Genomic DNA, 22,285 nt, shown 5'->3' on the forward strand with positions numbered 1-22,285 from the left:
CTAGGACAGGAAGGGCGCGACCGCGGTCCAGGCGGGGTCGGCGGAGACGTCCACGCGGGGTTCGCCCTGCTCCCAGCTCACGATCAGCTCCTTGGCGTGGATGGCCGCGTCGCCGGTCGGATCGGCGTAGACGTGGATGACCCGGGTGCTCTCGGCGCTCAGATGGGCCGCGAGCACCGCCTCGGCGTGCGGCTTGGTGAGCCTGGCCGCCAGCCGTTCCTCGAAGTCGCGCAGCGCGGTCAGCGAGTCGCCGACGGGCAGCCCGTTCTCGTCGCGGTGCGCGTACGGCAGCGTGATCGTGATGAGCTGGTCGTAAAGCGGGTAGTCGACGGGCCGCAGCGGGTAGCGGGCCGTGGCGATCAGCGGCGCCCCGCTGGCCGTCTGGCCCTCGAGCAGCGCCCACTGCTCGTCCTCGTAGCCGGAGGCCACATCCGCCACCACGGCGGGCAGGTGGACGGCGGGCACGGAGTCGATGGGCTGGAACGTGGCCGGGGTGATCTCGCCCACCCAGCGCGCCACGTCGTCCTCGCCGAGCAGCCAGTCGAGCGCCAGCAGCGTGGCCTCCAGCCGGGTCTCCTCGTCCAGCTCGCCGAAGATCGGATGGTAGGCCGCCACGTCGACCCGGATCGTGCCGGGCGGCACGCGCAGCCCGAACATCAGCTTGTCCAGCGAGAACTCGAACCCGCCCACGCTGAGCGTGAGCTCGAGCGCCTGCGGGTTGGCCTGGCGCGAGGGGTGGAACTCCCACAGCATGTCGGGCTCGGGCGCGGCCTTGGCCCACCGGTGCGCCAGCGAGCGCAATTCGGCGTCGCCCGCGGCCGTCACGACCAGCGCGTGGATGGCGTTCCTGCCCGGCGCCACCTCGTAGACCAGCCCGGGATGGACGGCGGCCACCGCGGGCGCCAGCCTCTCCGACAGCCGCTCGGCCTCCTCGGCCGCCACCATGGCGTCGAGCTCAGGCCTGGTGGCCTCCCACCACTGCCAGAATCCGGCAATGCGGTCGGCAGGCTCGACCGGCTCTTCCTCTTCGCCCTTGCGCCCGAACAGTCGCATGCTGTCAATCCTTCCACGGGCGACGAGCATCCAGGACGAACGTGCTAGGCCGGGCGGGACAGTAGTCTGAGGAGGTGCGTGTTCTAGCCGCCATGTCAGGCGGAGTCGATTCCGCCGTGGCCGCCGCCCGGATCGCCGAGGCCGGCCACGATGTCACCGGTGTGCACCTGGCGCTGTCGGCCAACCCCCAATCCCACCGTACGGGCGCCAGGGGCTGCTGCACGATCGAGGACTCGCGCGACGCCCGCCGCGCCGCCGACGTGATCGGCATCCCCTTCTACATCTGGGACATGGCCGAGCGGTTCCAGCGCGACGTGATCGAGGACTTCGTCGCCGAGTACGCCGCCGGCCGCACGCCCAACCCGTGCCTGCGCTGCAACGAGAAGATCAAGTTCGCGGCGGTGCTCGACAGGGCGCTGGCGCTCGGCTTCGACGCGGTGGCCACGGGTCACCACGCCAAGCTGGTCGACGGGGTGCTGTCCAGGAGCGTGGACGAGGGCAAGGACCAGTCCTACGTGCTCGGCGTGCTCACCCGCGATCAGCTCAGCCACGCGATCTTCCCGCTGGGCGACTCCACCAAGGCCGAGGTGCGGGCCGAGGCGGCGCGGCGCGGGCTGACCGTGGCCGACAAGCCCGACAGCCACGACATCTGCTTCATCGCCGACGGTGACACCCGCGGCTTCCTGACCAAGCGCCTGGGCGCGGCCGAGGGCCCGATCGTGGACGAGGCGGGCGATGTCGTCGGCAGCCATCAGGGCGCCCACGGCTTCACCATCGGCCAGCGCAAGGGCCTGCACATCGACCGGCCCGCGCCCGACGGCCGCCCGCGCTACGTGCTGTCGATCGAGCCGGTGTCCAACACGGTCACGGTCGGCCCGCGTTCCGCGCTCGAGGTCACCGAGATCACCTGCGGCGCTCCGCTCTGGAACGGCCCCGACACCAGGGACGACCTGACGGTCCAGCTCAGGGCGCACGGCGAGGTGTACGGCTGCCGCGTCGAGGAGACCCTCGGCGGGCTGCGCATCCACCTCGACCGCCCCGCCACCGGGGTGGCGGCGGGACAGGCCGCGGTCCTCTACTCCGGCGAGACCGTCATCGGCTCCGCCACGATGGTCACGACAGCGTGACGGACTCCCCGACGGGGATGCGGCGGATGTCGGCCTTCTGGTGCTCGGCCTCGCCCTCGAGCCAGCCGTCGATCAGCATGTAGCCGATGTCGTTGTACAGGCCGTCGTGGGTGGAGTACGCCCGCGCGGGGCGGACCTCGCGCAGGTAGCCGACCATGTCCCCCAGCTTGAGCCAGGGCGCGCCGGTGGGCACCAGCAGGGTCCCCACGCGCGCCTCGGGGACGGTCAGCGCGTCGCCGGGGTAGAAGACCTCGTCGTCGACGAGGAAGCCGACGTTCTGCACGACCGGGATGTCCGGGTGGTTGCGCGCGTGCCACTCGCCGAACGCCCTGACCTCGAAGCCCGCCGCGGTGAACGCGTCGCCGTGCCGTACCGTCTGAACCTTGCCCGCCGCGCCGGAAAGCTCCTCCGCGACCGCCTCGCAGGTCCAGACCTCCAGGTCGGGAGCGTTCTTGACGAGCTCGGCGTCGAGGTGGTCCCAGTGCTCGTGCGTGATGAGCACGGCGTCGGCACCGTCGAGCAGCCCCTGCCCGCTGAACGTCCCCGGATCGATGACCAGGACCTTGCCGTCCTTCTCCAGGCGCCAGCAGGCGTGGCCGTACTTCGTGAGCTTCATGCGCAAGACCCTACGCTTGTCCCATGGTGACGTGGGGAGCGACTGGGGCCGGGTCGCATCCGGGTGAGGATCATCTGGAGGCGCTGCGGGTGGTGTTCGGCGAGCTGCCTGGCTTGCCGTACCTGCCGGAGCTGCCTGCCAGGGGCGTCGGCGCCGACATGATCGGCAGGACCGCCTCGCTGCTGATCGATCTGTCGGCGGAGGTGCAGCCGTCGGGCTGGCGGCTGTCCGACCGGCCCGGGCGCGACATGCAGCGGGCGGTCGAGCACCTGCGGCGCGACCTGGACGGCCTCGAGGAGGTCGCCCAGGGCTACGAGGGGCCGCTCAAGCTGCAGGTGTGCGGGCCGTGGACGCTGGCGGGCACGATCGAGCTACGCCACGGCGACAAGATGCTGTCCGACGCGGGAGCCGTCCGTGACCTGACCGCCTCGCTGCAGCAGGGCGTGGCCGACCACGTGGCCGAGGTGCGCAGGCGCCTGCCCGGCGTCACCGAGGTGGTGCTGCAGCTCGACGAGCCGGGACTGCCGGGGGTGCTCGCCGGGACCGTGCCGACCGCCTCCGGGTTCGGCCGGCTGCGCGCGATCGAGCCCCATGTGGTGGAGGAGTCCCTGCGCGGCTTCCCCGACCCGGTCGTGCACTGCTGCGCGCCGGGGGTGCCGTTCGGCGTGCTCAAGGACGTCCGCGGGATCTCGCTGGACGCCTCGCTGCTGCGCAGGCGCGACGAGGACGCCGTCGGCGAGGCGATCGAGAAGGGGATCACGCTGCTGCTCGGCGTGGTGCCCGGCACCGACACGCGGCTGCCCGACGTGGGCGTGATCGCCAGGCCCGCGATCGAGCTGTGGCGGCGGCTCGGCTTCGCCCCCGACCGGCTGGCCGAGCAGGTGGTGCTCACCCCTGCCTGCGGGCTGGCGGGCGCCTCGCCCCGCTACGCCAGGGCGGCGCTGGCGTCGTGCGTCAAGGCGGCGCAGGTACTCAGGGACGATCCTGCAAGTGGGCTGCAACCCTCCTGACCTAGCCTCTTGCCATGATTCTCCGCAGCATCGCGATCGGCGCCGCCCTCCTGGTGGCCTCCGCGTCGATCGCCGCCCCCGCCATGGCCGCGGCGTCCGCCAACCCGGAGACGTGGCACTGGGGCTCGATCTACTCCGCCGACAAGGCGGGCAAGGCCAAGGGCATGATCGTCCTCGACCGTCCCGGCTTCCAGATCAACGGCAAGCTCTACGACTTCCCCGGCCACGCGGGGTGCTCGTGGCTGAAGTTCCGCTGGACCAAGGAGAGCGGCGGCAAGGGCTACAAGACCTTCCACACCTGTGACGAGACCAAGCCGCTGAAGTTCTCCTTCCCGACCGGCTACATGCTGCAGATCGAGGGCAAGCTCTGCCGCGGCACCAGCAAGAAGATCACCGGCAGGTGCTCGATCTGGGAGGGCGTCTGGGCGCAGGGCGGCTGAGTACGCCCTACCCATCCGCGTAGGCGGAGTTCTGTGCTGCACTCGAAGGCGTGGACTTCGCCGGCGCGAGCGCGCTGCTGATCGGCACGGGCACGCACCTGCCCGGCTCCGACCTGCCGGACATCCCCGCCGTGGCCAGAACGCTCGACGACCTGCGCGCCGCGCTGCTCGAACGGTGCGGCCTCGGCGAGGTCAGGATCGAGCGGGACCTGGCCACGCCGCTCGAGCTGGGCGCGGTGGTCTCCGAGGCGGCCGCGTCCGCCGCCGGCCCGCTGATCGTGTACTACGTGGGTCACGGGCTGGTCAGCCGCCGGGGCGCGCTCTACCTGGCCGCCGGGGTGACCCGTTCGGGGCCGCTCCACCTGGAGCACACCGGCCTGCCGTACGACACCGTGCGCCGCTACCTGCTCGACAACGTGGACGCGCCCGTCGCGGTCGTGCTCGACTGCTGCTTCTCCGGGCGGGCCATCGAGGGCATGTCGCCGCCGTGGGACGAGGTCGCCGGGCTGGCGGAGATCACCGGCGCCTACGTGCTGACCTCGGCGGGGCGCTCCGAGCCGTCGTTCGCGCCCGCCGGGCTCGCGCACACCGCCTTCTCCGGTGCGCTGCTGCGGCTGCTGGCCGAGGGGATTCCCGGCGGCCCGCCGTACCTGAGCCTGCAGGACGTGCACCGGCAGCTGAGCAGGGTGCTGCCCGCGGGCGGGTTCCCGCGGCCGCGCGCCCGCTCCACAGGACGCGTCGGCGAGTTGCGGCTCGCGCCCAACCCGGCGCACGGCCAGGGCGCTGAGGGTGTACGGCTGTCGCCGCCGGGCAGGCGGGGCGGGTCGCCGTACAAGGGGCTGGCGGCGTTCGGCGAGGCGGACGCCGAGCTGTTCTTCGGACGCGAGCGGCTGGTGGCGACCCTGGTCAGGGAGCTGGCCGAGCGGCACGCCGACCCCGCCCCGCTGATCGTGACGGGGGCGTCGGGATCGGGCAAGTCGTCGCTGTTACGGGCCGGGCTGGTGCCCGCGCTGGCCCAGGGCGGGCTCGGCTTCCCGGCGACGGCCGCCGTGATCACGCCGGGCGAGCCCGTGCCGGACGTGGACGTGCTGATCGTGGACCAGGTCGAAGAGGCGGAGCTGCCTGAGGCGGTGTTCGCCAGGGACGGGCTGCTGGTTCTGGGGGTACGCGCCGACTTCCTGGGCCGCTGCGCCGAGGATCCGCGGCTGCGGACCGCGCTGGAACGCGGCCAGGTGGTCGTCGGGCCGATGACCGAGCAGGAGCTGCGCGAGGCCGTCGAGCGGCCCGCGCTCGCACACGGGCTGACGCTCGAGCCCGGCCTGGTCGAGCTGCTGCTGCGCGACCTGGGCACCGAGCCTGGACGGCTGCCGCTGCTCTCGCACGCGCTGCTGGCCACCTGGCAGCAGCGGCGCGGCCCCGCGCTGACCGTGGCCGGATACCGGCAGACGGGCGGCATCGCCGGGGCGCTGGCGGCCACCGCCGACGACGTGCTGGCCGGGCTGGACTCCCCCGACACGGCGCGGGCGATCTTCCGGCGGCTGGTGCGGGTGGGCGAGGGGACCGACGACACCCGGCGGCGGGTGCCGCTCGAGGAGCTGGCCTTCGGGCGCGAGGTGATCGATGCGTTCGCCGCCGACGACGCCAGGCTGCTCACGCTGGACAGCGACACCGTGGTGATCACCCACGAGGCGCTGCTGACCGCCTGGCCGGCGCTGCGCTCCTGGCTCGACGCCGATCGCGCCGGGATGCTGATCGAGCAGCACCTCGTCGAGGCGGCCGCCTCGTGGGACGGGGATCCTGGCGGGCTGTATCGCGGGTCCCGGCTCGCGCTGGCCCGCGAGTACGCCACCGGCAGAGCCCTCGGGCCCGCCGCGGAACGCTTCGTGGCCGCCTCGGTCGGCGCGGCCGAACGCCAGGCCAGGCGGCGGGTGCTGGTCACCGGGGTGCTGTCGGGGCTGCTCGTGGTCGCGCTGATCGCCTCGGTGGTCGCGGTACTGAAGTACCAGGACGCCGAGCGCGCGCGGAAGGTCGCCGCAGGCCGTGCCCTGATCTTCCAGGCGGACGCGGTACGGCAGGCCGACCCCGCCGCCGCGTTGCGCGCGAGCGTGGCGGCCGTCCGGGCGAATCCCGGCGTGGAGACCGAGGCGGCCCTGGCCGCGGACGCGGCAGGGATGGCCTTCCGTAGCCGGCTGACCGGGATGTCCGCCTCGGTGAACGCCGTGGCTGTCTCGCCCGACGGGACCCGGGCGCTGACCGGCGACTGGGCCGGGCGGCTGCTGTACTGGGATCTGACCCGTTCGCGCCGGCTGGCAGAGATCCCCTCGACCGGCAAGGGCTCCGTGTACGGCGTGCGGTTCCTTTCGCCGACGTCGGCCGTGGTGGTGTGGCGGGACGTGGGTCCGGAAATCTGGGATCTGTCGGGCCCCACCCTGGTCGGCAGGCTGGGCGGACCCGCCTACGCGGCCGATGTCTCGGGGTCCCGCGTGGCCGTGGCCGGGCTGGACGGCGTCTCGCTGTGGGACCTCTCGGGGCGGCGACTCTCACGCTTTCCCGGCGCGGCCGCCAAGGTCGCCCTTGCCGGGGACCGGCTGCTCGCCGGCGACCCGCAGGGTTCCGCGCGGCTGTGGAACCTGCGCGACGGGTCGTCGATGCGGCTGCCCGCGCCCGTCACCGACGCGCAGCCCAACCTGGGCGTGGCGCTGTCCCGCGACGGGCGCACGGCCGTCGCCGGTGACCGGGTGTGGGACGTCTCCTCCGGCAGGCCGCGGCTCGCGGCCTTCCTCGTCGGGCACGACAGCTGGATCGCCGACCTGGCCTTCGCGCCCGGCGACCAGGAGCTGGTGTCGGCCAGTGACGACCAGACGGCCATCGTGTGGGACCTGGCGGTGCCGTCGAGCCCCCGGCTGGTCAGGCGGCTGACCGGTCACCAGGGCCCGGTCCTGTCCGTGGCCACCGGGCCGGGCGGGCTCGTGCTGACCGGCAGCGGGGACCAGAGCGCCATCGCCTGGCGGGTGGCCACGCCGCCGCACGTCCGGGTGCTGCCCGGGACTCCACAGGCCATCGCGTACGGCGGGGCCAGGCTGCTGACCAGGGACGCGGACGACACGGGGACGCTGTGGGAGGGCGGCAGGGCCGTCACCCGCTTCCCCGACGCCGCCGGGGGAGTGGCGCTGTCGCGCGACGGCACGGTCGCCCTCGTCGGGGGGAAGCGAGGCGCCGATTTATCGGATATGTCGGGTGTGCGGGATCTGGCGGTCGGACGGCGCGTGTGGTCGGTGGCGTTGAGCGCTTCCGGGCGGCGGGCGCTGGTCGGTGGGCCTGACGGGGTGGTGCTGTGGGCCTCGGGGCGGGAGGTCGTCCTGCCCGGGACCGCCACCGCCGTCGGCCTGAGCGAGGACGGGTTGTTCGGGGTCACCGGGTCAGGAGGGCGGCTGGTGCCGTGGGACCTGCGCGACCCCTACGCGCCACGGCAGGGCGAGCCGGTGGAGGCGCACCGGGGGGACGTGCTCGGCCTCGCCGTACGGGATGGGCGGGTGCTGAGCGGGGGCGCGGACAGGAAGGCCGCGCTGTGGGAGATCACCGGGCCGGCGTCGCTGCGCGCGGCGGGGACGCTGCTCGGGCACCTGGACTCCGTCGGAGAGGTCGCGCTGAACGGGGACCTGGCCGCGACCGCGGGGACCGACGAGACCGTGCGCGTGTGGCTCATTCGCGATCCGGCCGGGCCCCGGCAGATTCAGCTGCTTTCCCGTGCCGGGATCGGGCTGGCATTTGGGCCTGGCACCTACTCGATATTCGCAAGTAACGTCCAAGGCGGGGTTATCAGGTGGGATTTCCGCTCTTCAGCCGATGCCATGGCACGGCCGCTGGCGACCGCGTGCGCACTGATCGAATGTTCGGAGGGGCAGACGAATGGTGGAGAGTGAGAAGCAAGTGGCCGGAGTCACGACGCCGCTGCCGTCGGCTTCCCACAAGTCGGACGCGTCCATCACGGTGCGGCCGGGTCGGAAGGGGGCCAAAAAGTATGCGATCACCTGGCGGCTGGAGGACGGCGGGCCCGGGCACGTCGCCGTTCTGACGGTCTTCTACAGGGAGGGCGGGGCCGTTCACAGCCACGCGGTCAGAAACAGCGGGAACGGTGTCCAACGGGGATCATTCACCATCAGAACTCAGAGCCCGGTCACGGCCATGTGGGCGAAGGTGACCAGGGAGGATTCGCACGAGTCGATCGGACGTGGCTCGGATCCCAACATCCTTTCCTGACCTGTGCTCTTGTCAGTGCACTTAGATAGCGTTCTCCTCAGAACGACGACGAGGGGAGTCGCAGGATGAGCGCCGAGGTCGAGGGCGTGCCGGTGACCGCGCTGAAGCGGCACGCGGAGCTGAGCGAGCTGGCAGAGGAAGCCCGCTGGCGCTACTACGTGCTCGACGAGCCCACCGTCAGCGACGCCCAGTTCGACGCCTGGTTCCGCGAGCTGCTCGAGCTGGAAGAGGCCTACCCGAGCCTGCAGACGCCCGACTCGCCGACGCAGAAGGTGGGCGCGCCCGTCTCGGGCGACTTCGCCAAGGTCCAGCACCTGGCCAGGATGGAGAGCCTCGACAACGCCTTCAACGAGGCCGACATGGCCTCCTGGATGGCCCGCGCCGAGCGCCTGGCGGAAGGCGACCCCGGGCCCTACCTGTGCGAGCTGAAGATCGACGGGCTGGCCATCGCGCTGGTCTACCGCGACGGCAAGCTCGAGCGGGGCGCCACCCGCGGCGACGGCCGCACCGGCGACGACGTGACCGCCAACGTGCGCACGATCAAGGGTGTGCCGCACCGGCTCAAGGGCGCCGACATCCCGTCGCTCGTCGAGGTTCGCGGCGAGGTCTACATCCCGGTCGAGGACTTCAAGAAGCTCAACGAGCAGCTCGTCGCCGACGGCAAGGCGCCCTTCGCCAACCCGCGCAACTCCGCCGCGGGCACGCTGCGGCAGAAGGACCCGCGCATCACCGCCCAGCGGCCGCTGCGCATGATCGTGCACGGCGTCGGCGTCTGGGAGGGCACCGCCGAGCCGCAGGCCCAGTCCGCGGTCTACGACCGGCTGCGCGAGTTCGGCCTGCCCGTGTCCGACCTGTACAAGGTGGTCGCCAACCTCACCGAGATCAACGAGTTCATCGAGCACTACCGGGTCCACCGGCACGACCCCGCCTACGAGATCGACGGTGTGGTCGTCAAGATCGACGACTTCCGTACGCAGCGGGAGCTGGGCTCCACCTCGCGGGCGCCGCGCTGGGCGATCGCCTACAAGTACCCGCCGGAGGAGGTCAACACCAAGCTCATCGACATCCAGGTGGGCGTCGGCCGCACCGGCCGGGTCACCCCGTACGCCGTGATGGAGCCCATCGTCGTGGCCGGATCCACGGTCGAGCGGGCCACCCTGCACAACGCGGCCATCGTGGTCAAGAAGGCCGTGCTCATCGGCGACACCGTCGTGCTGCGCAAGGCGGGCGACGTCATCCCCGAGATCGTCGGTCCGGTCGCCGCGCTGCGCGACGGGTCCGAGCGCGAGTTCGTCATGCCCACCCACTGCCCCGAGTGCGGCACCGAGCTGGCCTACGAGAAGGAGGGCGACGCCGACCTGCGCTGCCCCAACGCCCGCGGCTGCCCCGCGCAGATCCGCGAGCGCCTCTACTTCGCCGCCGGGCGCTACGCGCTCGACATCGACGGCCTCGGCTACGTCGCGGCCACCGCGCTGTCGCAGCCGCTGCCGCCGCAGGAGCCCGTCGTCCGGACCGAGGCCGACCTGTTCGACCTCACGCTCGAGCAGCTGATCCCCATCAAGTCCGTGGTCCGCGACATGGAGACCGGGCTGCCCAAGATCGACCCGAAGACCGGCGAGCAGAAGGTCGTCAACCTCTTCTCCAACAAGGACGGCAACCCCAGCCAGCTCGCGCTGCTGCTGATCGACGAGCTGGACAAGGCCAAGCAGGTGCCGCTCTGGCGGATCCTGGTCGCCCTGTCCATCCGCCACATCGGCCCGCCCACCGCCCGCGCCCTGGCCGACGCCATGCGCTCCATCGACGCCGTCGCCGGCGCCTCCGTCGAGGAGCTGTCGGCCGTCGAGGGCATCGGCGCCCAGGTGGCCGCCACGATCCACGAGTGGTTCCAGGTCGACTGGCACCGCGAGATCATCACCCGCTGGCGGGCGGCCGGGGTGCGCATGGAGGACGAGCCTGCTCCCGAGAAGGGCCCGCAGATCCTCGAGGGCCACACCTTCGTCGTCACGGGCACCCTGGAGGGCTTCACCCGCGACTCGGCCGCCGAGGCCATCACCACGCGCGGCGGCAAGGTGGCCAGCTCGGTCTCCAAGAAGACGTCCTTCGTCATCGCGGGGGAGAACGCGGGCTCCAAGTACGACAAGGCCATCTCCCTCGGCGTCCCCATCCTCGACGTGACCGGCTTCCACACCCTCCTCAACGAAGGCCCCGAAGCCGCCACCCCCGTCGCCACCGCCACCGAGGAGTAACCCACCCCAAAGGCGAGGTCTTCGCTGCGCTCAGGCGTTCTTCCCGGGCGAAGGGCGCGGTCTTGGGGGCGCGCAGGTACGCAGCCCTGGAACGCCGACCGGCGGGCCAGGCCCGCGATGGAGCGGCCGCCGCCATGGATTCGACCGTGGACGGTCTCACCGACGCCACCGGGCGGGAGTTCGGCCTCCAGCGCATCCTCGACAGCCTGGAGGTCTTTATCGCCTCGCGTTCCCGGGGCGGCCGGAGCGGTAGGTGATCTCCCGCTGTGGGTTGTGGTGCGGGGCGTGAGCCGTACCGGACCGCAGCAGGCCAGGACGAGCGTCGGCGTAGCAGGGGGACCTGCCCTGCCTGAAAGAAGTTACGCCAGCGTCCCCGTGGCGAGGCCGAGTTCCTGCTCGGCGATCTGGGGGACCAGATCCTTGACGGTCCGATAGTCGATCGTCGTGCCCATCACGGCCTTGATGCTCAGCCCGTCGAACACGGCCAGGATCCGCATGGCGTTGGCGACCGGATCGGCCGTGCGGAAGACTCCCGTCGCGCGGCCGTCCTCGATGAGGGCCGCGACGCGGTCCAGCCAGGCGCGGGCTTGGCGCACGACCTCGGCCATGAGCAGGGGTCGTTTGCGGCCGGCGTTCCACCCGTCGATCCACAGCAGGCTGATGCGGTCCCGCTCGTCCGACAGGAGGTGCCGCATGAACGCCCGCATCCCTTCGAGCGGACCGTCCGACGCGCCGACGTCGTAGAAGATCTTGTCGACCTCGGCCGCGGCGATCGTCCTGAACACCTCGGCGAGCAGTTCGTCCACCGACGGGAAGTAGTGGCCGACCAGGCCGCCGGTGATGCCCAGATCGTCGGCGACCGAGCGCAGGCTCAGTGTGCCGAGCCCGTCCTCCATCGCCATCCGGCAGGCCGCGGAGACGATCTCGGCACGGCGCTCCTCGGGAGTCTTCCTGGTGCGGCGCGATTTCCGGGGCTCGGCTCTTGACGTCACGGCCATCACCTTATTGAATTCGTGCCCAATATGCTATTGGGCATGCGCCCAATTGCAGACCGGAGGCGTACATGGTTCGCCGCGCTCGTCATCGGCACCGCAGCCGCGGTGACCTGCCTGGCCACCACCGCCTATGTCGGCCCCGTGGCCCGGTGGCTGGACGGGGCGACCTGTCCAGCCTCGTGGGTCCGATCGGCTCCACGGTCGTGTACGTGGCGCTCGTGAACCGGCTCTACCCCCAACACAGGAGAATCTGAATGACTCGATATGGCGTTCAATTCGGCCCGGACATCACCTATCTCGGTGTCGACCGATGCGACTGGACGGATGCGTCGACCTACGCCGACGCCGACGTCGTGATCCTCGGCGCCCCGTTCGACGGCGGCACCTCCCACCGGCCGGGAGCCCGCTTCGGCCCGCAGTCCATCCGGCAGACCGACTACATGCCGCATGACGGGTCGCGGCCGTCGCTGGCGATGCGGGTCGACGCCCTGCGGGACCTGCGCGTGTACGACGCGGGGGACGTCGAGATGTACTCCGGCGACGCGGAACGCTCCGTTCACGCCCTCCAGGAGGCGGTGCACGCCGTCACCGCGAACGGCGCCGTCCCGATGATCCTCGGCGGTGACCACACGATCGCCTGGCCCGACGCGGCGGGAGTCGCCCAGCATCACGGCTGGGGCCGGGTCTCGATGATCCACTTCGACGCCCACGCCGACACGGGGGATGTCGAGTTCGGCTCGCTGATCGGGCACGGCCAGCCGATGCGCAGGCTCATCGAGTCCGGCGCGGTACGCGGCGACCGTTTCCTCCAGCTCGGGCTGCGCGGCTACTGGCCCGGACCGGACACCCTGGGGTGGATGGCGGAGCAGAAGATGCGCTCCTACGAGATGACCGAGATCGTGGCCCGCGGGTTCGAGGTCTGCCTGACGGAGGCCTTCGCCATCGCGATGGATGACTGCGACGGGGTGTTCCTGTCCGTCGACGTGGACGTCTGCGACCCCGGGCACGCGCCGGGCACGGGTACGCCGGAACCCGGGGGGCTCACCTCACGCCAGCTCCTCGACGCGGTCCGCAGGATCGCCTACGAGCTCCCGCTGCTCGGGGTGGACGTCGTCGAGGTCTCACCGCCCTACGACGTCTCCGACATCACCTCCTACCTGGGCAACCGCGTGATCCTCGAGGCGCTGTCCGGGATGGCGCGGCGTCGCCGCGACGACAGGGACGGGACCACGTGGGACCCCGCGCAGCCACTCCTCGAAGGCAGGGGAGCTGAGTAGATCGGCCAGGGAGTTCATGCGATCGATGCACTACGGCGGTCCAACGACTCGAAGACCTCTGTCGCCACCACCCCGAGAAGTAGCCAGTCCTGGTCTACTTGAAGCATTGATCACGAAGACTATCCCGGAGGTAGACCGCCAAGGTCTGACCAGGCTGGGTGGTCGCCCCGATACTGTGCTCATGGCTTCATCGAAGGCATTCCTCGTTGGCGGTCCAGACGACCTGCCCGAGCGAGTCGTTCCGATCACTCCGCCCGGAAGCGAGCTGAAGATCCCCCACCGCGGTGGGTATGAGCACTTCAGGCTGACCTCCCGGCATGAGGAGACCGACGAAGGACGGTTGCCGATCTACGAGTGGTTCGAACGCACCGCGATCGCCGAGTGACCCACGCCCCGCAGCGGGCTTGCCCCACGTCGGTCCTCGCTCCGCTTGGGCGTCATCCCGAACCCGCGTTCTGTGGTCTGGTGCCTGCGCCCATCAGAGTCGGCACCGCCCGGCCGGGTCTCGGGAGAGCACCTGCCCCGCCGGTCGGCCGTGTCAGCCTGCACCACGTGCATGGTGGGCCACACCGGGCGCGGGTCCTCAGCCGTCTCATGCCCACCCGCCCTTGGTTCCGGGCGCCGTGGCGGTGGGTGAGGGGCGCCGACTCGCCGGAAGCGCCGGGCGCGGGCCCTCAGCCGAAGTGCGGCGGGCGGCCGGTGGGGCGGCTTGCCGTACGTGATCAATGACGGCACGAGATGAATGGCCGGGAGAGGGGGAGGTGGTCCGGCAGCGGATCAGGAGGCGGGGGAGCGTGTGTAGAGGTCGGTGAGGTCGATTGTCCGGACGTCGGGCTCGACGCGGAGGCGGTCGTCGAAGCCGGATCCGCTGTAGCAGGCCAGCACCGTGTCTCGGACGTCGTAGCCTTTGGCGTCCAGTAGTTCCCTGGCTCGCCGGAGTCGTGCGCTGTGCCTGGGGGTCATGGTTTTGCCCCACTTCACTTCTCCGAGAGAGAGGATGCGCTGCGGTTCGCCGGGTAGGGCGGGGGCGAAGACGACGACGTCGACCTCGATTTGATCGCGGCGGACCGGGTCGGCGACCACGCCGGCGCCTACCTCGCCGGGAAGCTCGCCGAAGGCGGGCTCCAGCCTGGCGTACTGGCGGCACATCTCCTCGAAGTGCGGGCCGAGGACCTGGTCGCTGAACCGGCCGCGCGAGTCCTGCCACACCGGCGCGGCGCGACCGCTTTCCAGCAGACCCCAGCGCGGTCGCATCACGACCTGGTAGAAGGTGATCAGCGGCTCGGCGATGCGGTAGACGGAGCGGGATGGCCGGAAGACGTCGGCTTCCCTGCGAAGCAGGCAGCTGTCCTCCAGGACATTGAGGTGGTGCCCGATGTCGGTGGCCTTGCGGCCGATGTACGCCGCGATGCCGCCCCGCGTGCCGTTGCCCGTCGCGACGGCCGCCAACACCGAGTGGTAGATGCCTGAGCTGCGCACGTCACCGTCGGCGTCCAGGAGGTAGCGGGCCTCGCGGAAGAGTGGAGTGCCGGGGTCGAGCACGGTCCTCAGCACCCAGTCGTCGAAGTCGTCGGGGCCCGCGGGTCTGTCATCGCCGACGAATCGCAGGTAGGCGGGGGTCCCTCCGACGATGGCGTGCGTACGGACGGCCAGCAACGGGTCGTCGATCCCCCAATACTCGGCGGCGAGGGGGTATTCGAAGGGGCGGACCACGAGTTCCAGCGAGGCCCGTCCGCGTAGAGGCGCGGTGCCAGTCAGCAGGCGGCCCATCACCGACATCGCCGAGCCGCAGAGCAGGAGCGACACAGGGGCGGATGTCGCCACGGCCCGGTCGAGTTCGCGCTGGATGATCGACGGCAGCGCCGGTGTCACACCGCTCAGGTAGGGAAACTCGTCGATCACCATGAGCTCACGCCGTTCGGCGCTGATCGCGAAGAGCTGGCGGATCGCCTCGTCCCAGGCGGTGAACCTGAAAGGGGTGGGCGCCTGGACATACTCACTGAGGGCGAGCGAGAACAGGTGGAGTGACTCGGTCTCCGTCGCCTCTGTCGCGCTGAAGTAGAAGCCGTTCGTCGCGTCGGCCAGTGCCTCGACCAGGAAGGTCTTGCCCTGGCGCCGCCTGCCGCTGACCACGCCGAGCTGGGCGGTCCGACCGGTGCGCTCGGCGAACCTGGTCAGGTGCCGCCATTCGAAGTCTCGGTTGAAGATTCGGTCGGGCTTCGCGATCACTTGGCGTCCAAGTTATAGGAGTATACTTCTAAGAAGTGTACTCCTACATCTTATCGTTTACAGAGAGTCACGAAGGGCGACCCACACAGCCGGGTCCCGGGCACCGTTGCGGCGAGCTAGGAGGGCCGACTCGCCGGAAGCGCCGGGCGCGGGTCCTCAGCCGAAGTGCGGTCGGCGGCCGGTGGGGTGGCTTGCCGTACGAGATGGCTGTCGGGTAGGTGGGTCAGTGGCGGGGCTCGTAGGTCAGCACTACGACTCCGTCGTCGCCGACGGGGCGGGCTGAGGTGAGGCGGAGGCCGAGCGCGGCGGGGGAGTCGGTGAAGAGGCGTCTGCCCTGGCCCAGGAGCGTGGGGAAGATCATGAGGCGGTACTCGTCCACCAGGTCGTTGGCGGCGAGTGCGCCCACCAGGGTGGCGCTGCCGTACACCAGGAGGTCGCCCGAGATGTTCTGCTTGAGGTCGGCCGCCTCGGTGGCGGGGTCTCCGCGCAGGATCGTGGAGTTGTTCCAGTCCGCCTTGTCGAGGGATGCCGAGACCACGTACTTCGGCATGTCGTTCATCTTGTTGGCGAAGTCGCCCTCGGGCCGGGCGGGCCAGGCGGCCGCGAAGCCCTCGTAGGTGTGCCGGCCGAGCAGGAGGGCTTCCGCGGCCAGGACCTCGTCCAGTTTGAAACGGTCGCCCTCGTCGCCGCGGTTGAACTGGAAGGCCCAGCCGCCCCGCGCGGACTTCTCCGCCCCGCCGGGATCCTCCATGTAGCCGTCCACGGTCACGAATTCGGATACCACGAGCTTCGCCATGACGTACCTCCTTCTCCAGCCAAGTGTGACGGAACGTGCGCGGTTGGTTTCGCGAAGTGGGGTTGAGGTCGTACCCTCCCATAGTGACCTAATGGGGGTTCTGTTACCGATGGCTGACCCAACCGACACCCGCGATACAGGGCCGCGCGTCGGCACGCCGCTGTGGGCGTTCCTCGCCGGCGTCAACGTGATCGGCATCACCGCGCTGGTGGTGGCCATGCTCAGGCTGCACATGGGCGAGGTGGTCGATCTCGCCCGCACGCCGCTGTTCTGGGTGCTGGCGGTGCTGGTCATTCTGGGGGAACTGCGGCCCGTCATGGTCTCGTCGGCCACCGCGGTAGGGGGCACGTACCCGTCGACGATGTTCACCTTCGCGGTGCTGCTCCACTTCGGACTGCCCGTGGCCGTGCTCATGCAGACCGTCGCCGTGGTCATCAACGGCGTCGTCACCCGCAAGGCCTGGTTCCGGGTGATGTTCAACGTGGCCCAGTCGACGCTGGCGCTGACCGCCGCGGCGGTCGTGCTCGGGCTGTTCGGCGTCGTGCCGAACCCGGCAGTGCCGTGGGTGCCCAGGGGCGCCGACCTGCCGGCGATCGCGCTGGCGGGGGTGGCCTACTTCGCGACCCGCGCCCTGCTGGTGTGCGGCGCGGTCGCCCTGCACGAGCGCAGGTCGCTGCTGCGCGTGCTGAAGTCGACGGCCGGCCCGCAGAGCCTGGTCTACGCCGGCCTGCTCGGCCTCGCGCCGCTGGTCGTGATCGTGATGGACGAGTCGCCCGGGCTGGTGCCGCTGTTCGTGGCGCCGCTGGCCGCCGTCTACTTCACCGCCACGCTGTCCATGCGCCACGACCACCAGGCCATGCACGACGAGCTGACCGGCCTGCCCAACCGCAAGCTGCTCAACGTCAGCACCGAGGAGGCGCTGGCCGAGGCCCGCGAGGGGGACAAGGTCGGCTTCTTCCTGCTCGACCTGCACGGTCTCAAGCAGGTCAACGACACGCTCGGCCACCCCGTCGGTGACCGGCTGCTGCAGCTGATGGCGCACAGGCTCACACATTCGGTACGGCCGGGCGACGTCGTGGCCCGCCTGGGCGGGGACGAGTTCGCCGTCCTGCTGCCGAGGATCCGCGACGTCCAGGCTGCCAGGGAGGTGGCGGCCCGGCTGCGGGTGGCGCTGACGGAGTCGGTGCGCCTGGAGGGCATGTCGTTCGACCTGGACGGCTCGGTCGGCATCGCGCTCTACCCCGACCACGCGCCCGACTTCGAGCTGCTGCTCCAGCGCGCCGACGTGGCCATGTACCTGGCCAAGGAGAGCCGCAACGGGGTCGAGCTCTACCAGGCCGACAAGGACCGCAACTCGCCCGAGCGGCTCGGCCTCTTCGGCGATCTACGGCGCGCGGTCGACAACCGGGACCTGCGCCTGCACTACCAGCCCAAGCTCGACCTGGCCGACGGCAGCGTGCAGGGCATGGAGGCGTTGCTGCGCTGGCGGCACCCGGTGCGTGGGACGATCGCGCCGTCGGAGTTCATCCCGCTGGCCGAGCAGTCCTACCTGATGCGCCAGATCACCGAGTACGTCATCGAGGGCGCGCTCGAGCAGGCCGCCCGCTGGTGGCACGCCGGCCTGCGGGTGCAGGTCGCGGTCAACGTCTCGGCCCGCGACCTGCTCGACTTGGCGCTGCCCGACCAGCTCGAGGTGGGCCTGGCCCGTTACAGCCTGCCGCCGGACGCGATCCAGCTGGAGGTCACCGAGCGGGTGCTGACCGGGGAGCAGTCGCACGACACGATCAAGGCGCTGGCCGCGCTGGGGGTGCCGCTGGCGCTGGACGACTTCGGCACCGGGTACTCCTCGCTCATCCGGCTGCAGCGGCTGGCCGTGTCCGAGGTGAAGATCGACTCCTCGTTCGTGACGCGGATCGCCGAGTCGCAGGACGACGACCGGATCGTGCGCTCGATCGTGGACCTGGTGCGCTCGCTCGGGCTGCGGTCGGTGGCCGAGGGCGTGGAGTCGGACGAGATCGCGATACGGCTGGCCGAGATGGGCTGCGACATGGGCCAGGGCTGGCTGTTCAGCCAGCCGATGCCGGCCGCGGAGGCCACGGTGTGGCTGCGCGAGCGCGTGGGCGGGAACGTGGAGGAGGCCCCGGCCGGGGTCAGCGTGTGAACGCGTCGTAGGCCTGCTGGTCGAACAGGACGAAGCGCACCTCCTCCACCTGCGTGTCGGCGGAGCGGACCGCGACCAGGGCGATGCGGGCGGCGTCCTCCAGCGGCCAGCGGTAGATGCCGGTGGAGATGGCGGGGAAGGCGACGGTCTTGGCGCCCAGCTCATCCGCCACCTTCAGGGATTCGCGGTAGCAGGAGGCCAGCAGGTCCGAGCGGTCCTCGGTGGCCGAGTAGACGGGGCCCACGGTGTGGATGACCCACCTGGCGTCCAGGTTTCCCGCGGTGGTGGCGACGGCTTTGCCGGTGGGGAGGCCCTTGCCGTACCGACTTGACCGGATTTTTCGGCATTCATCGAGGATTGCGGGGCCGCCGCGGCGGTGGATCGCGCCGTCGACCCCGCCACCGCCCATGAGGGAGGAGTTCGCGGCGTTGACGATCGCGTCCGTCGCCTGGCCGGTGATGTCACCCTGGAGCATGGTGAGCCTCATCTGACGACGGTATCGCGGGTTAATGGTTCGGACACGCTCAGTCAGGGCCCCTAGGATGACAAGTGACCGAACACCAACCACGAAACGGGTTCTCCGACACATGTCCGCCATAACCCGCGATGAAGTCGCGCACCTGGCGCGGTTGTCCCGCATGGCGCTCACCGACGATGAACTCGACCACTTCGCCACCCAGCTCGATGTCATCATCGGCGCGGTGGCCAAGGTGAGCGAGATCGCCGCCGTGGACGTGCCGCCTTCGTCGCACGCGCTGCCTCTGACCAACGTCTTCCGCGACGACGAAGTGCGACAGTGCCTCACGCCCGAACAGGCGCTCTCCGGCGCGCCCGCCGTCGAGGACGACCGCTTCCGCGTGCCGCGCATCCTGGGGGAGGAGGAATGAGCCTTATTCACAAGACCGCCGCGGAGCTGGGCGCGCTGATCGCCGCCGGCGAGGTGACGGCGGAAGAGGTCACCGAGGCTCACCTCGACCGGATCGAAGAGGTCGACCCCAAGGTCAAGGCGTTCCTGCACGTCGACAGGGAGTCCGCGGTCGCGCAGGCCAGGGCCGTCGACGCCCGCCTGGTCGCGGGCGAGAAGCTGGGTCCGCTGGCCGGGGTGCCGATCGCGCACAAGGACATCTTCGCCACGAAGGACATGCCGACCACGGCCGGGTCGAAGATCCTGGAGGGCTGGCGCCCGCCGTACGACGCGACCGTGACGGCGCGTCTGCGCGCGGCCGGGCTGGTCATCCTGGGCAAGACGAACCTCGACGAGTTCGCGATGGGCTCCTCGACGGAGAACTCGGCCTACGGCCCGACGCACAACCCGTGGGACCTGTCCAAGATCCCCGGCGGGTCGTCCGGCGGCTCGTCGGCGGCGGTGGCGGCCTACGAGGCGCCGCTGTCGACCGGCACCGACACCGGCGGCTCGATCCGGCAGCCCGCCGCGGTGACCGGCATCGTAGGGATGAAGCCGACCTACGGTGGTTCGTCCCGGTACGGGCTGATCGCCTTCGCGTCCTCGCTGGACACGCCCGGCCCCTTCGCGCGGAACGTCCTGGACGCCGCGCTGCTGCAGGCGGCCTTCTCCGGCTACGACCCGATGGACTCCACCTCGGTCGACGAGCCGGTGCCCGACGTGGTGGCGGCCGCTCGTAATGCCGATATTTCCGGCATGCGGATCGGCGTGGTCAAGGAGTTCGACGGCGAGGGATACCAGCCGGGCGTCCTGGCCCGCTTCCACGACGTGATCGAGCTGCTGGAGTCGCTGGGCGCCAAGGTCGTCGAGGTGTCGTGCCCGACGTTCACCACCGCGCTGCCCGCCTACTACCTGATCGCGCCCTCCGAGTGCTCGTCCAACCTCGCGCGCTTCGACGCCATGCGGTATGGCCTGCGGGTCGGCGACGACGGCACCCGCAGCGCCGAGGAGGTCATGGCGCTGACCAGGGCCGCCGGGTTCGGTCCCGAGGTCAAGCGGCGCATCATGCTGGGCACGTACGCGCTGTCCAGCGGCTACTACGACGCCTACTACGGCCAGGCCCAGAAGGTCCGCACGCTCATCTCGCGTGACTTCGAGGCCGCCTACCAGCAGGTCGACGTGCTGATCTCGCCGACCACGCCGACCACGGCGTTCGCGATCGGCGAGCGCGCCGACGACCCGATGGCGATGTACCTGGCCGACCTGTGCACGATCCCGTCCAACCTGGCGGGCAACGCCGCCATCTCGGTGCCGTGCGGCCTGGCCGACGAGGACAACCTGCCGGTGGGCCTGCAGATCATGGCTCCCGTTCTGGGCGACGACCGCTGCTACCGGGTCGGCGCCGCCGTGGAGAAGGCTTTGGAGAGCCGCTGGGGCGGCCCTCTGCTCAAGGAGGCTCCAGCGCTATGACCGTGATGGCCTACGAGGAGGCCCTGGGCCGGTACGCGCCGGTCCTCGGCCTGGAGACCCACGTCGAGCTGGGCACCGAGTCGAAGATGTTCTGCGGCTGCGCCACTGCGTTCGGCGCGCCGCCCAACACTCAGGTCTGCCCGACCTGCCTGGCCTTCCCCGGCTCGCTGCCGGTGGCCAACGCCAAGGCGATCGAGTCCACGATCCGCATCGGCCTGGCGCTCAACTGCACGATCGCCGAGTGGTGCCGCTTCGCCCGGAAGAACTACTTCTATCCGGACATGCCGAAGAACTACCAGATCTCGCAGTACGACGAGCCGCTGTGCACCAACGGCTATCTCGATGTCGAGGTCGACGGCCAGACCGTGCGCGTCGAGATCGAGCGCGTCCACCTGGAGGAGGACACCGGCAAGTCCACGCACGTGGGCGGCGCCACCGGCCGCATCCAGGGCGCGGACTACTCGATCGTCGACTACAACCGCGCCGGCATCCCGCTGGTCGAGATCGTCACCAAGCCGATCGAGGGCACCGACCGGCTCGCCCCCGACGTGGCGCGCGCCTACGTCACCGAGCTGCGCGAGGTCATGCGGGCTCTGGGCGTCTCCGACGTACGCATGGAGGAAGGCTCCCTGCGCTGCGACGTGAACGTCTCGCTGATGCCGCGCGGCGCGTCCGAGTGGGGCACCCGCACCGAGACCAAGAACGTCAACTCCCTCCGCTCGGTCGAGCGCGCCGTCCGCGGCGAGATCGAACGGCAGGCGTTCGTGTTGTCGGAGGGCGGGCGCATCATCCAGGAGACCCGCCACTTCCACGAGGAAAGCGGCGTCACCACGCCCGGCCGGTCCAAGGAAGAGGCGCAGGACTACCGCTACTTCCCGGACCCCGACCTGGTGCCCATCGCGCCCGACCCCGCCTGGGTCGCCTCGCTCAAGGCCGCGCTGCCGGAGATGCCGCTGGCCAGGCGCAAGCGCCTGCAGGCCGAGTGGGGCGTGTCGGACCACGATCTGGAGTCGATGCACAACGCCGGCGCCATCGACCTGGTCGAGGCCACCGTCGCCGCCGGCGCCCCGGCCGCGGACGCTCGCAAGTGGTGGATGGGCGAGCTGGCCCGCACGGCCAACGAGCGCGGTACGGCTCTCGCCGACCTGCCCATCACGCCCACGCAGATCGCCCGCGTGACGGAACTCGTGGCCTCCGGCGCGCTCAACGACAAGCTGGCCCGCGAGGTCCTGGAGGGCGTCCTGGCGGGCGAGGGCTCGCCTGACGAGGTCGTCGCCTCCCGGGGCCTGCAGATCGTCAACGACGAGGGCGAGCTGTCGGCCATCATCGACCAGGTGCTGGCGGACAACGCGGACGCGGCCGACAAGGTCCGCTCTGGCAAGGTCGCCGCTGTCGGCGCCCTGGTCGGCGGCGTCATGAAGGCCAGCCGCGGCAAGGCCGACGCCGCCCGAGCCCGCCAGCTCATCCTGGAGAAGCTCGGCGTAACGGAGTAACCGAACCCCATGGGCTCGGCCACCTACCCGAGCCCATGGGGCCCATCCAAATCGCACCGCCAACCGCATGGGCCTCGACACTGCCGCGTTCCGCGCGGATCAGCTTCGGGCTGCCCTAAGTGGGGGGCCCAGCCCCCCACGGCCCCCTGGCAGGGGCGCGCCCCTGCACCCGCGCCGACCTCGCCTCCGGCGAGGGCTGTTTGATCGA

At 70.9% G+C, this 22,285-nt stretch carries 19 protein-coding genes; 13 read left to right on the forward strand and 6 right to left on the reverse strand.

Annotated elements, in window-relative coordinates:
- On the reverse strand, window positions 1-1,053 hold the full coding sequence (locus tag ACIBHX_RS16875; RefSeq protein WP_397068004.1) for a DUF695 domain-containing protein: 1,053 nt from the start codon (window positions 1,051-1,053) through the stop codon (window positions 1-3).
- A 92-nt stretch (window positions 1,054-1,145) separates the two neighbouring features.
- Between ACIBHX_RS16875 and mnmA the strand changes: the two genes are divergently transcribed.
- Window positions 1,146-2,180, forward strand: coding sequence for a tRNA 2-thiouridine(34) synthase MnmA (gene mnmA, locus ACIBHX_RS16880; protein ID WP_397068331.1), 1,035 nt, complete (start codon window positions 1,146-1,148; stop codon window positions 2,178-2,180).
- Here mnmA and ACIBHX_RS16885 read toward each other — a convergent pair.
- Window positions 2,167-2,796 carry an MBL fold metallo-hydrolase gene (locus ACIBHX_RS16885; protein WP_397068005.1) on the reverse strand — a complete coding sequence of 210 codons (630 nt, stop codon included), beginning with the start codon at window positions 2,794-2,796 and terminating at the stop codon, window positions 2,167-2,169. The two genes, mnmA and ACIBHX_RS16885, sit on opposite strands and share 14 nt — an antisense overlap.
- Before the next feature lie 23 nt (window positions 2,797-2,819).
- Between ACIBHX_RS16885 and ACIBHX_RS16890 the strand changes: the two genes are divergently transcribed.
- The 6 genes from ACIBHX_RS16890 (at window position 2,820) to ACIBHX_RS16915 (ending at window position 11,009) form a co-directional block, all read left to right on the forward strand.
- Window positions 2,820-3,806, forward strand: coding sequence for a methionine synthase (locus tag ACIBHX_RS16890; RefSeq protein WP_397068006.1), 987 nt, complete (start codon window positions 2,820-2,822; stop codon window positions 3,804-3,806).
- 14 nt (window positions 3,807-3,820) lie between these two features.
- Window positions 3,821-4,246, forward strand: coding sequence for a hypothetical protein (locus tag ACIBHX_RS16895; protein ID WP_397068007.1), 426 nt, complete (start codon window positions 3,821-3,823; stop codon window positions 4,244-4,246).
- A gap of 50 nt (window positions 4,247-4,296) precedes the next feature.
- Window positions 4,297-8,169 (forward strand): hypothetical protein, encoded by a 3,873-nt coding sequence (locus ACIBHX_RS16900; protein WP_397068008.1) that lies wholly within the window; start codon window positions 4,297-4,299, stop codon window positions 8,167-8,169.
- On the forward strand, window positions 8,156-8,506 hold the full coding sequence (locus tag ACIBHX_RS16905) for a hypothetical protein (RefSeq protein WP_397068009.1): 351 nt from the start codon (window positions 8,156-8,158) through the stop codon (window positions 8,504-8,506). The genes ACIBHX_RS16900 and ACIBHX_RS16905 overlap by 14 nt, the downstream gene beginning before the upstream one ends.
- 65 nt (window positions 8,507-8,571) lie before the next feature.
- Entirely contained in the window at window positions 8,572-10,752 is a 2,181-nt protein-coding gene (gene ligA, locus ACIBHX_RS16910) for an NAD-dependent DNA ligase LigA (protein WP_397068010.1), read from the forward strand.
- 134 nt (window positions 10,753-10,886) lie between these two features.
- Window positions 10,887-11,009, forward strand: coding sequence for a hypothetical protein (locus ACIBHX_RS16915; RefSeq protein WP_397068011.1), 123 nt, complete (start codon window positions 10,887-10,889; stop codon window positions 11,007-11,009).
- Between the two features lie 102 nt (window positions 11,010-11,111).
- Here ACIBHX_RS16915 and ACIBHX_RS16920 read toward each other — a convergent pair whose 3' ends face one another.
- Complete coding sequence (locus tag ACIBHX_RS16920; RefSeq protein WP_397068012.1) at window positions 11,112-11,744, reverse strand: TetR/AcrR family transcriptional regulator; 633 nt, start codon at window positions 11,742-11,744, stop codon at window positions 11,112-11,114.
- Window positions 11,745-12,001: 257 nt separating this feature from the next.
- Between ACIBHX_RS16920 and speB the strand changes: the two genes are divergently transcribed.
- Together speB and ACIBHX_RS16930 are read left to right on the forward strand one after the other, a co-directional pair.
- Complete coding sequence (gene speB / locus ACIBHX_RS16925; protein ID WP_397068013.1) at window positions 12,002-13,024, forward strand: agmatinase; 1,023 nt, start codon at window positions 12,002-12,004, stop codon at window positions 13,022-13,024.
- A 181-nt stretch (window positions 13,025-13,205) separates the two neighbouring features.
- Window positions 13,206-13,409 (forward strand): DUF5988 family protein, encoded by a 204-nt coding sequence (locus tag ACIBHX_RS16930; protein WP_397068014.1) that lies wholly within the window; start codon window positions 13,206-13,208, stop codon window positions 13,407-13,409.
- Between the two features lie 392 nt (window positions 13,410-13,801).
- Here ACIBHX_RS16930 and ACIBHX_RS16935 read toward each other — a convergent pair whose 3' ends face one another.
- On the reverse strand, window positions 13,802-15,253 hold the full coding sequence (locus ACIBHX_RS16935; protein ID WP_397068015.1) for an ATP-binding protein: 1,452 nt from the start codon (window positions 15,251-15,253) through the stop codon (window positions 13,802-13,804).
- Window positions 15,254-15,476: 223 nt separating this feature from the next.
- Complete coding sequence (locus ACIBHX_RS16940; RefSeq protein WP_397068016.1) at window positions 15,477-16,049, reverse strand: dihydrofolate reductase family protein; 573 nt, start codon at window positions 16,047-16,049, stop codon at window positions 15,477-15,479.
- Window positions 16,050-16,158: 109 nt separating this feature from the next.
- Here ACIBHX_RS16940 and ACIBHX_RS16945 point away from each other — a divergent pair, with 109 nt between their 5' ends.
- The gene (locus tag ACIBHX_RS16945; RefSeq protein WP_397068017.1) at window positions 16,159-18,210 is read left to right on the forward strand and encodes a putative bifunctional diguanylate cyclase/phosphodiesterase; all 2,052 of its coding nucleotides are present in this window, start codon (window positions 16,159-16,161) and stop codon (window positions 18,208-18,210) included.
- On the opposite strand, the gene ACIBHX_RS16950 is transcribed toward ACIBHX_RS16945, so the two are convergent.
- Window positions 18,200-18,697 carry an O-acetyl-ADP-ribose deacetylase gene (locus ACIBHX_RS16950; RefSeq protein ID WP_397068018.1) on the reverse strand — a complete coding sequence of 166 codons (498 nt, stop codon included), beginning with the start codon at window positions 18,695-18,697 and terminating at the stop codon, window positions 18,200-18,202. The genes ACIBHX_RS16945 and ACIBHX_RS16950 overlap by 11 nt on opposite strands.
- Window positions 18,698-18,797: 100 nt before the next feature.
- Between ACIBHX_RS16950 and gatC the strand changes: the two genes are divergently transcribed.
- Genes gatC through gatB form a run of 3 tightly spaced genes read left to right on the forward strand, consistent with a single transcriptional unit; the run spans window position 18,798 to window position 22,077 of the window.
- Window positions 18,798-19,097 carry an Asp-tRNA(Asn)/Glu-tRNA(Gln) amidotransferase subunit GatC gene (gene gatC / locus ACIBHX_RS16955; RefSeq protein ID WP_397068019.1) on the forward strand — a complete coding sequence of 100 codons (300 nt, stop codon included), beginning with the start codon at window positions 18,798-18,800 and terminating at the stop codon, window positions 19,095-19,097.
- Entirely contained in the window at window positions 19,094-20,584 is a 1,491-nt protein-coding gene (gene gatA / locus ACIBHX_RS16960) for an Asp-tRNA(Asn)/Glu-tRNA(Gln) amidotransferase subunit GatA (protein WP_397068020.1), read from the forward strand. Before gatC ends, gatA begins: the two co-directional genes overlap by 4 nt.
- Window positions 20,585-20,589: 5 nt before the next feature.
- Entirely contained in the window at window positions 20,590-22,077 is a 1,488-nt protein-coding gene (gene gatB, locus ACIBHX_RS16965; protein WP_397068332.1) for an Asp-tRNA(Asn)/Glu-tRNA(Gln) amidotransferase subunit GatB, read from the forward strand.
- The last annotated feature ends 208 nt before the right edge of the window (window positions 22,078-22,285 follow it).

Origin of the sequence: Nonomuraea sp. NPDC050536 (genome assembly GCF_044457685.1) — a bacterium.
Lineage (GTDB): Bacteria > Actinomycetota > Actinomycetes > Streptosporangiales > Streptosporangiaceae > Nonomuraea.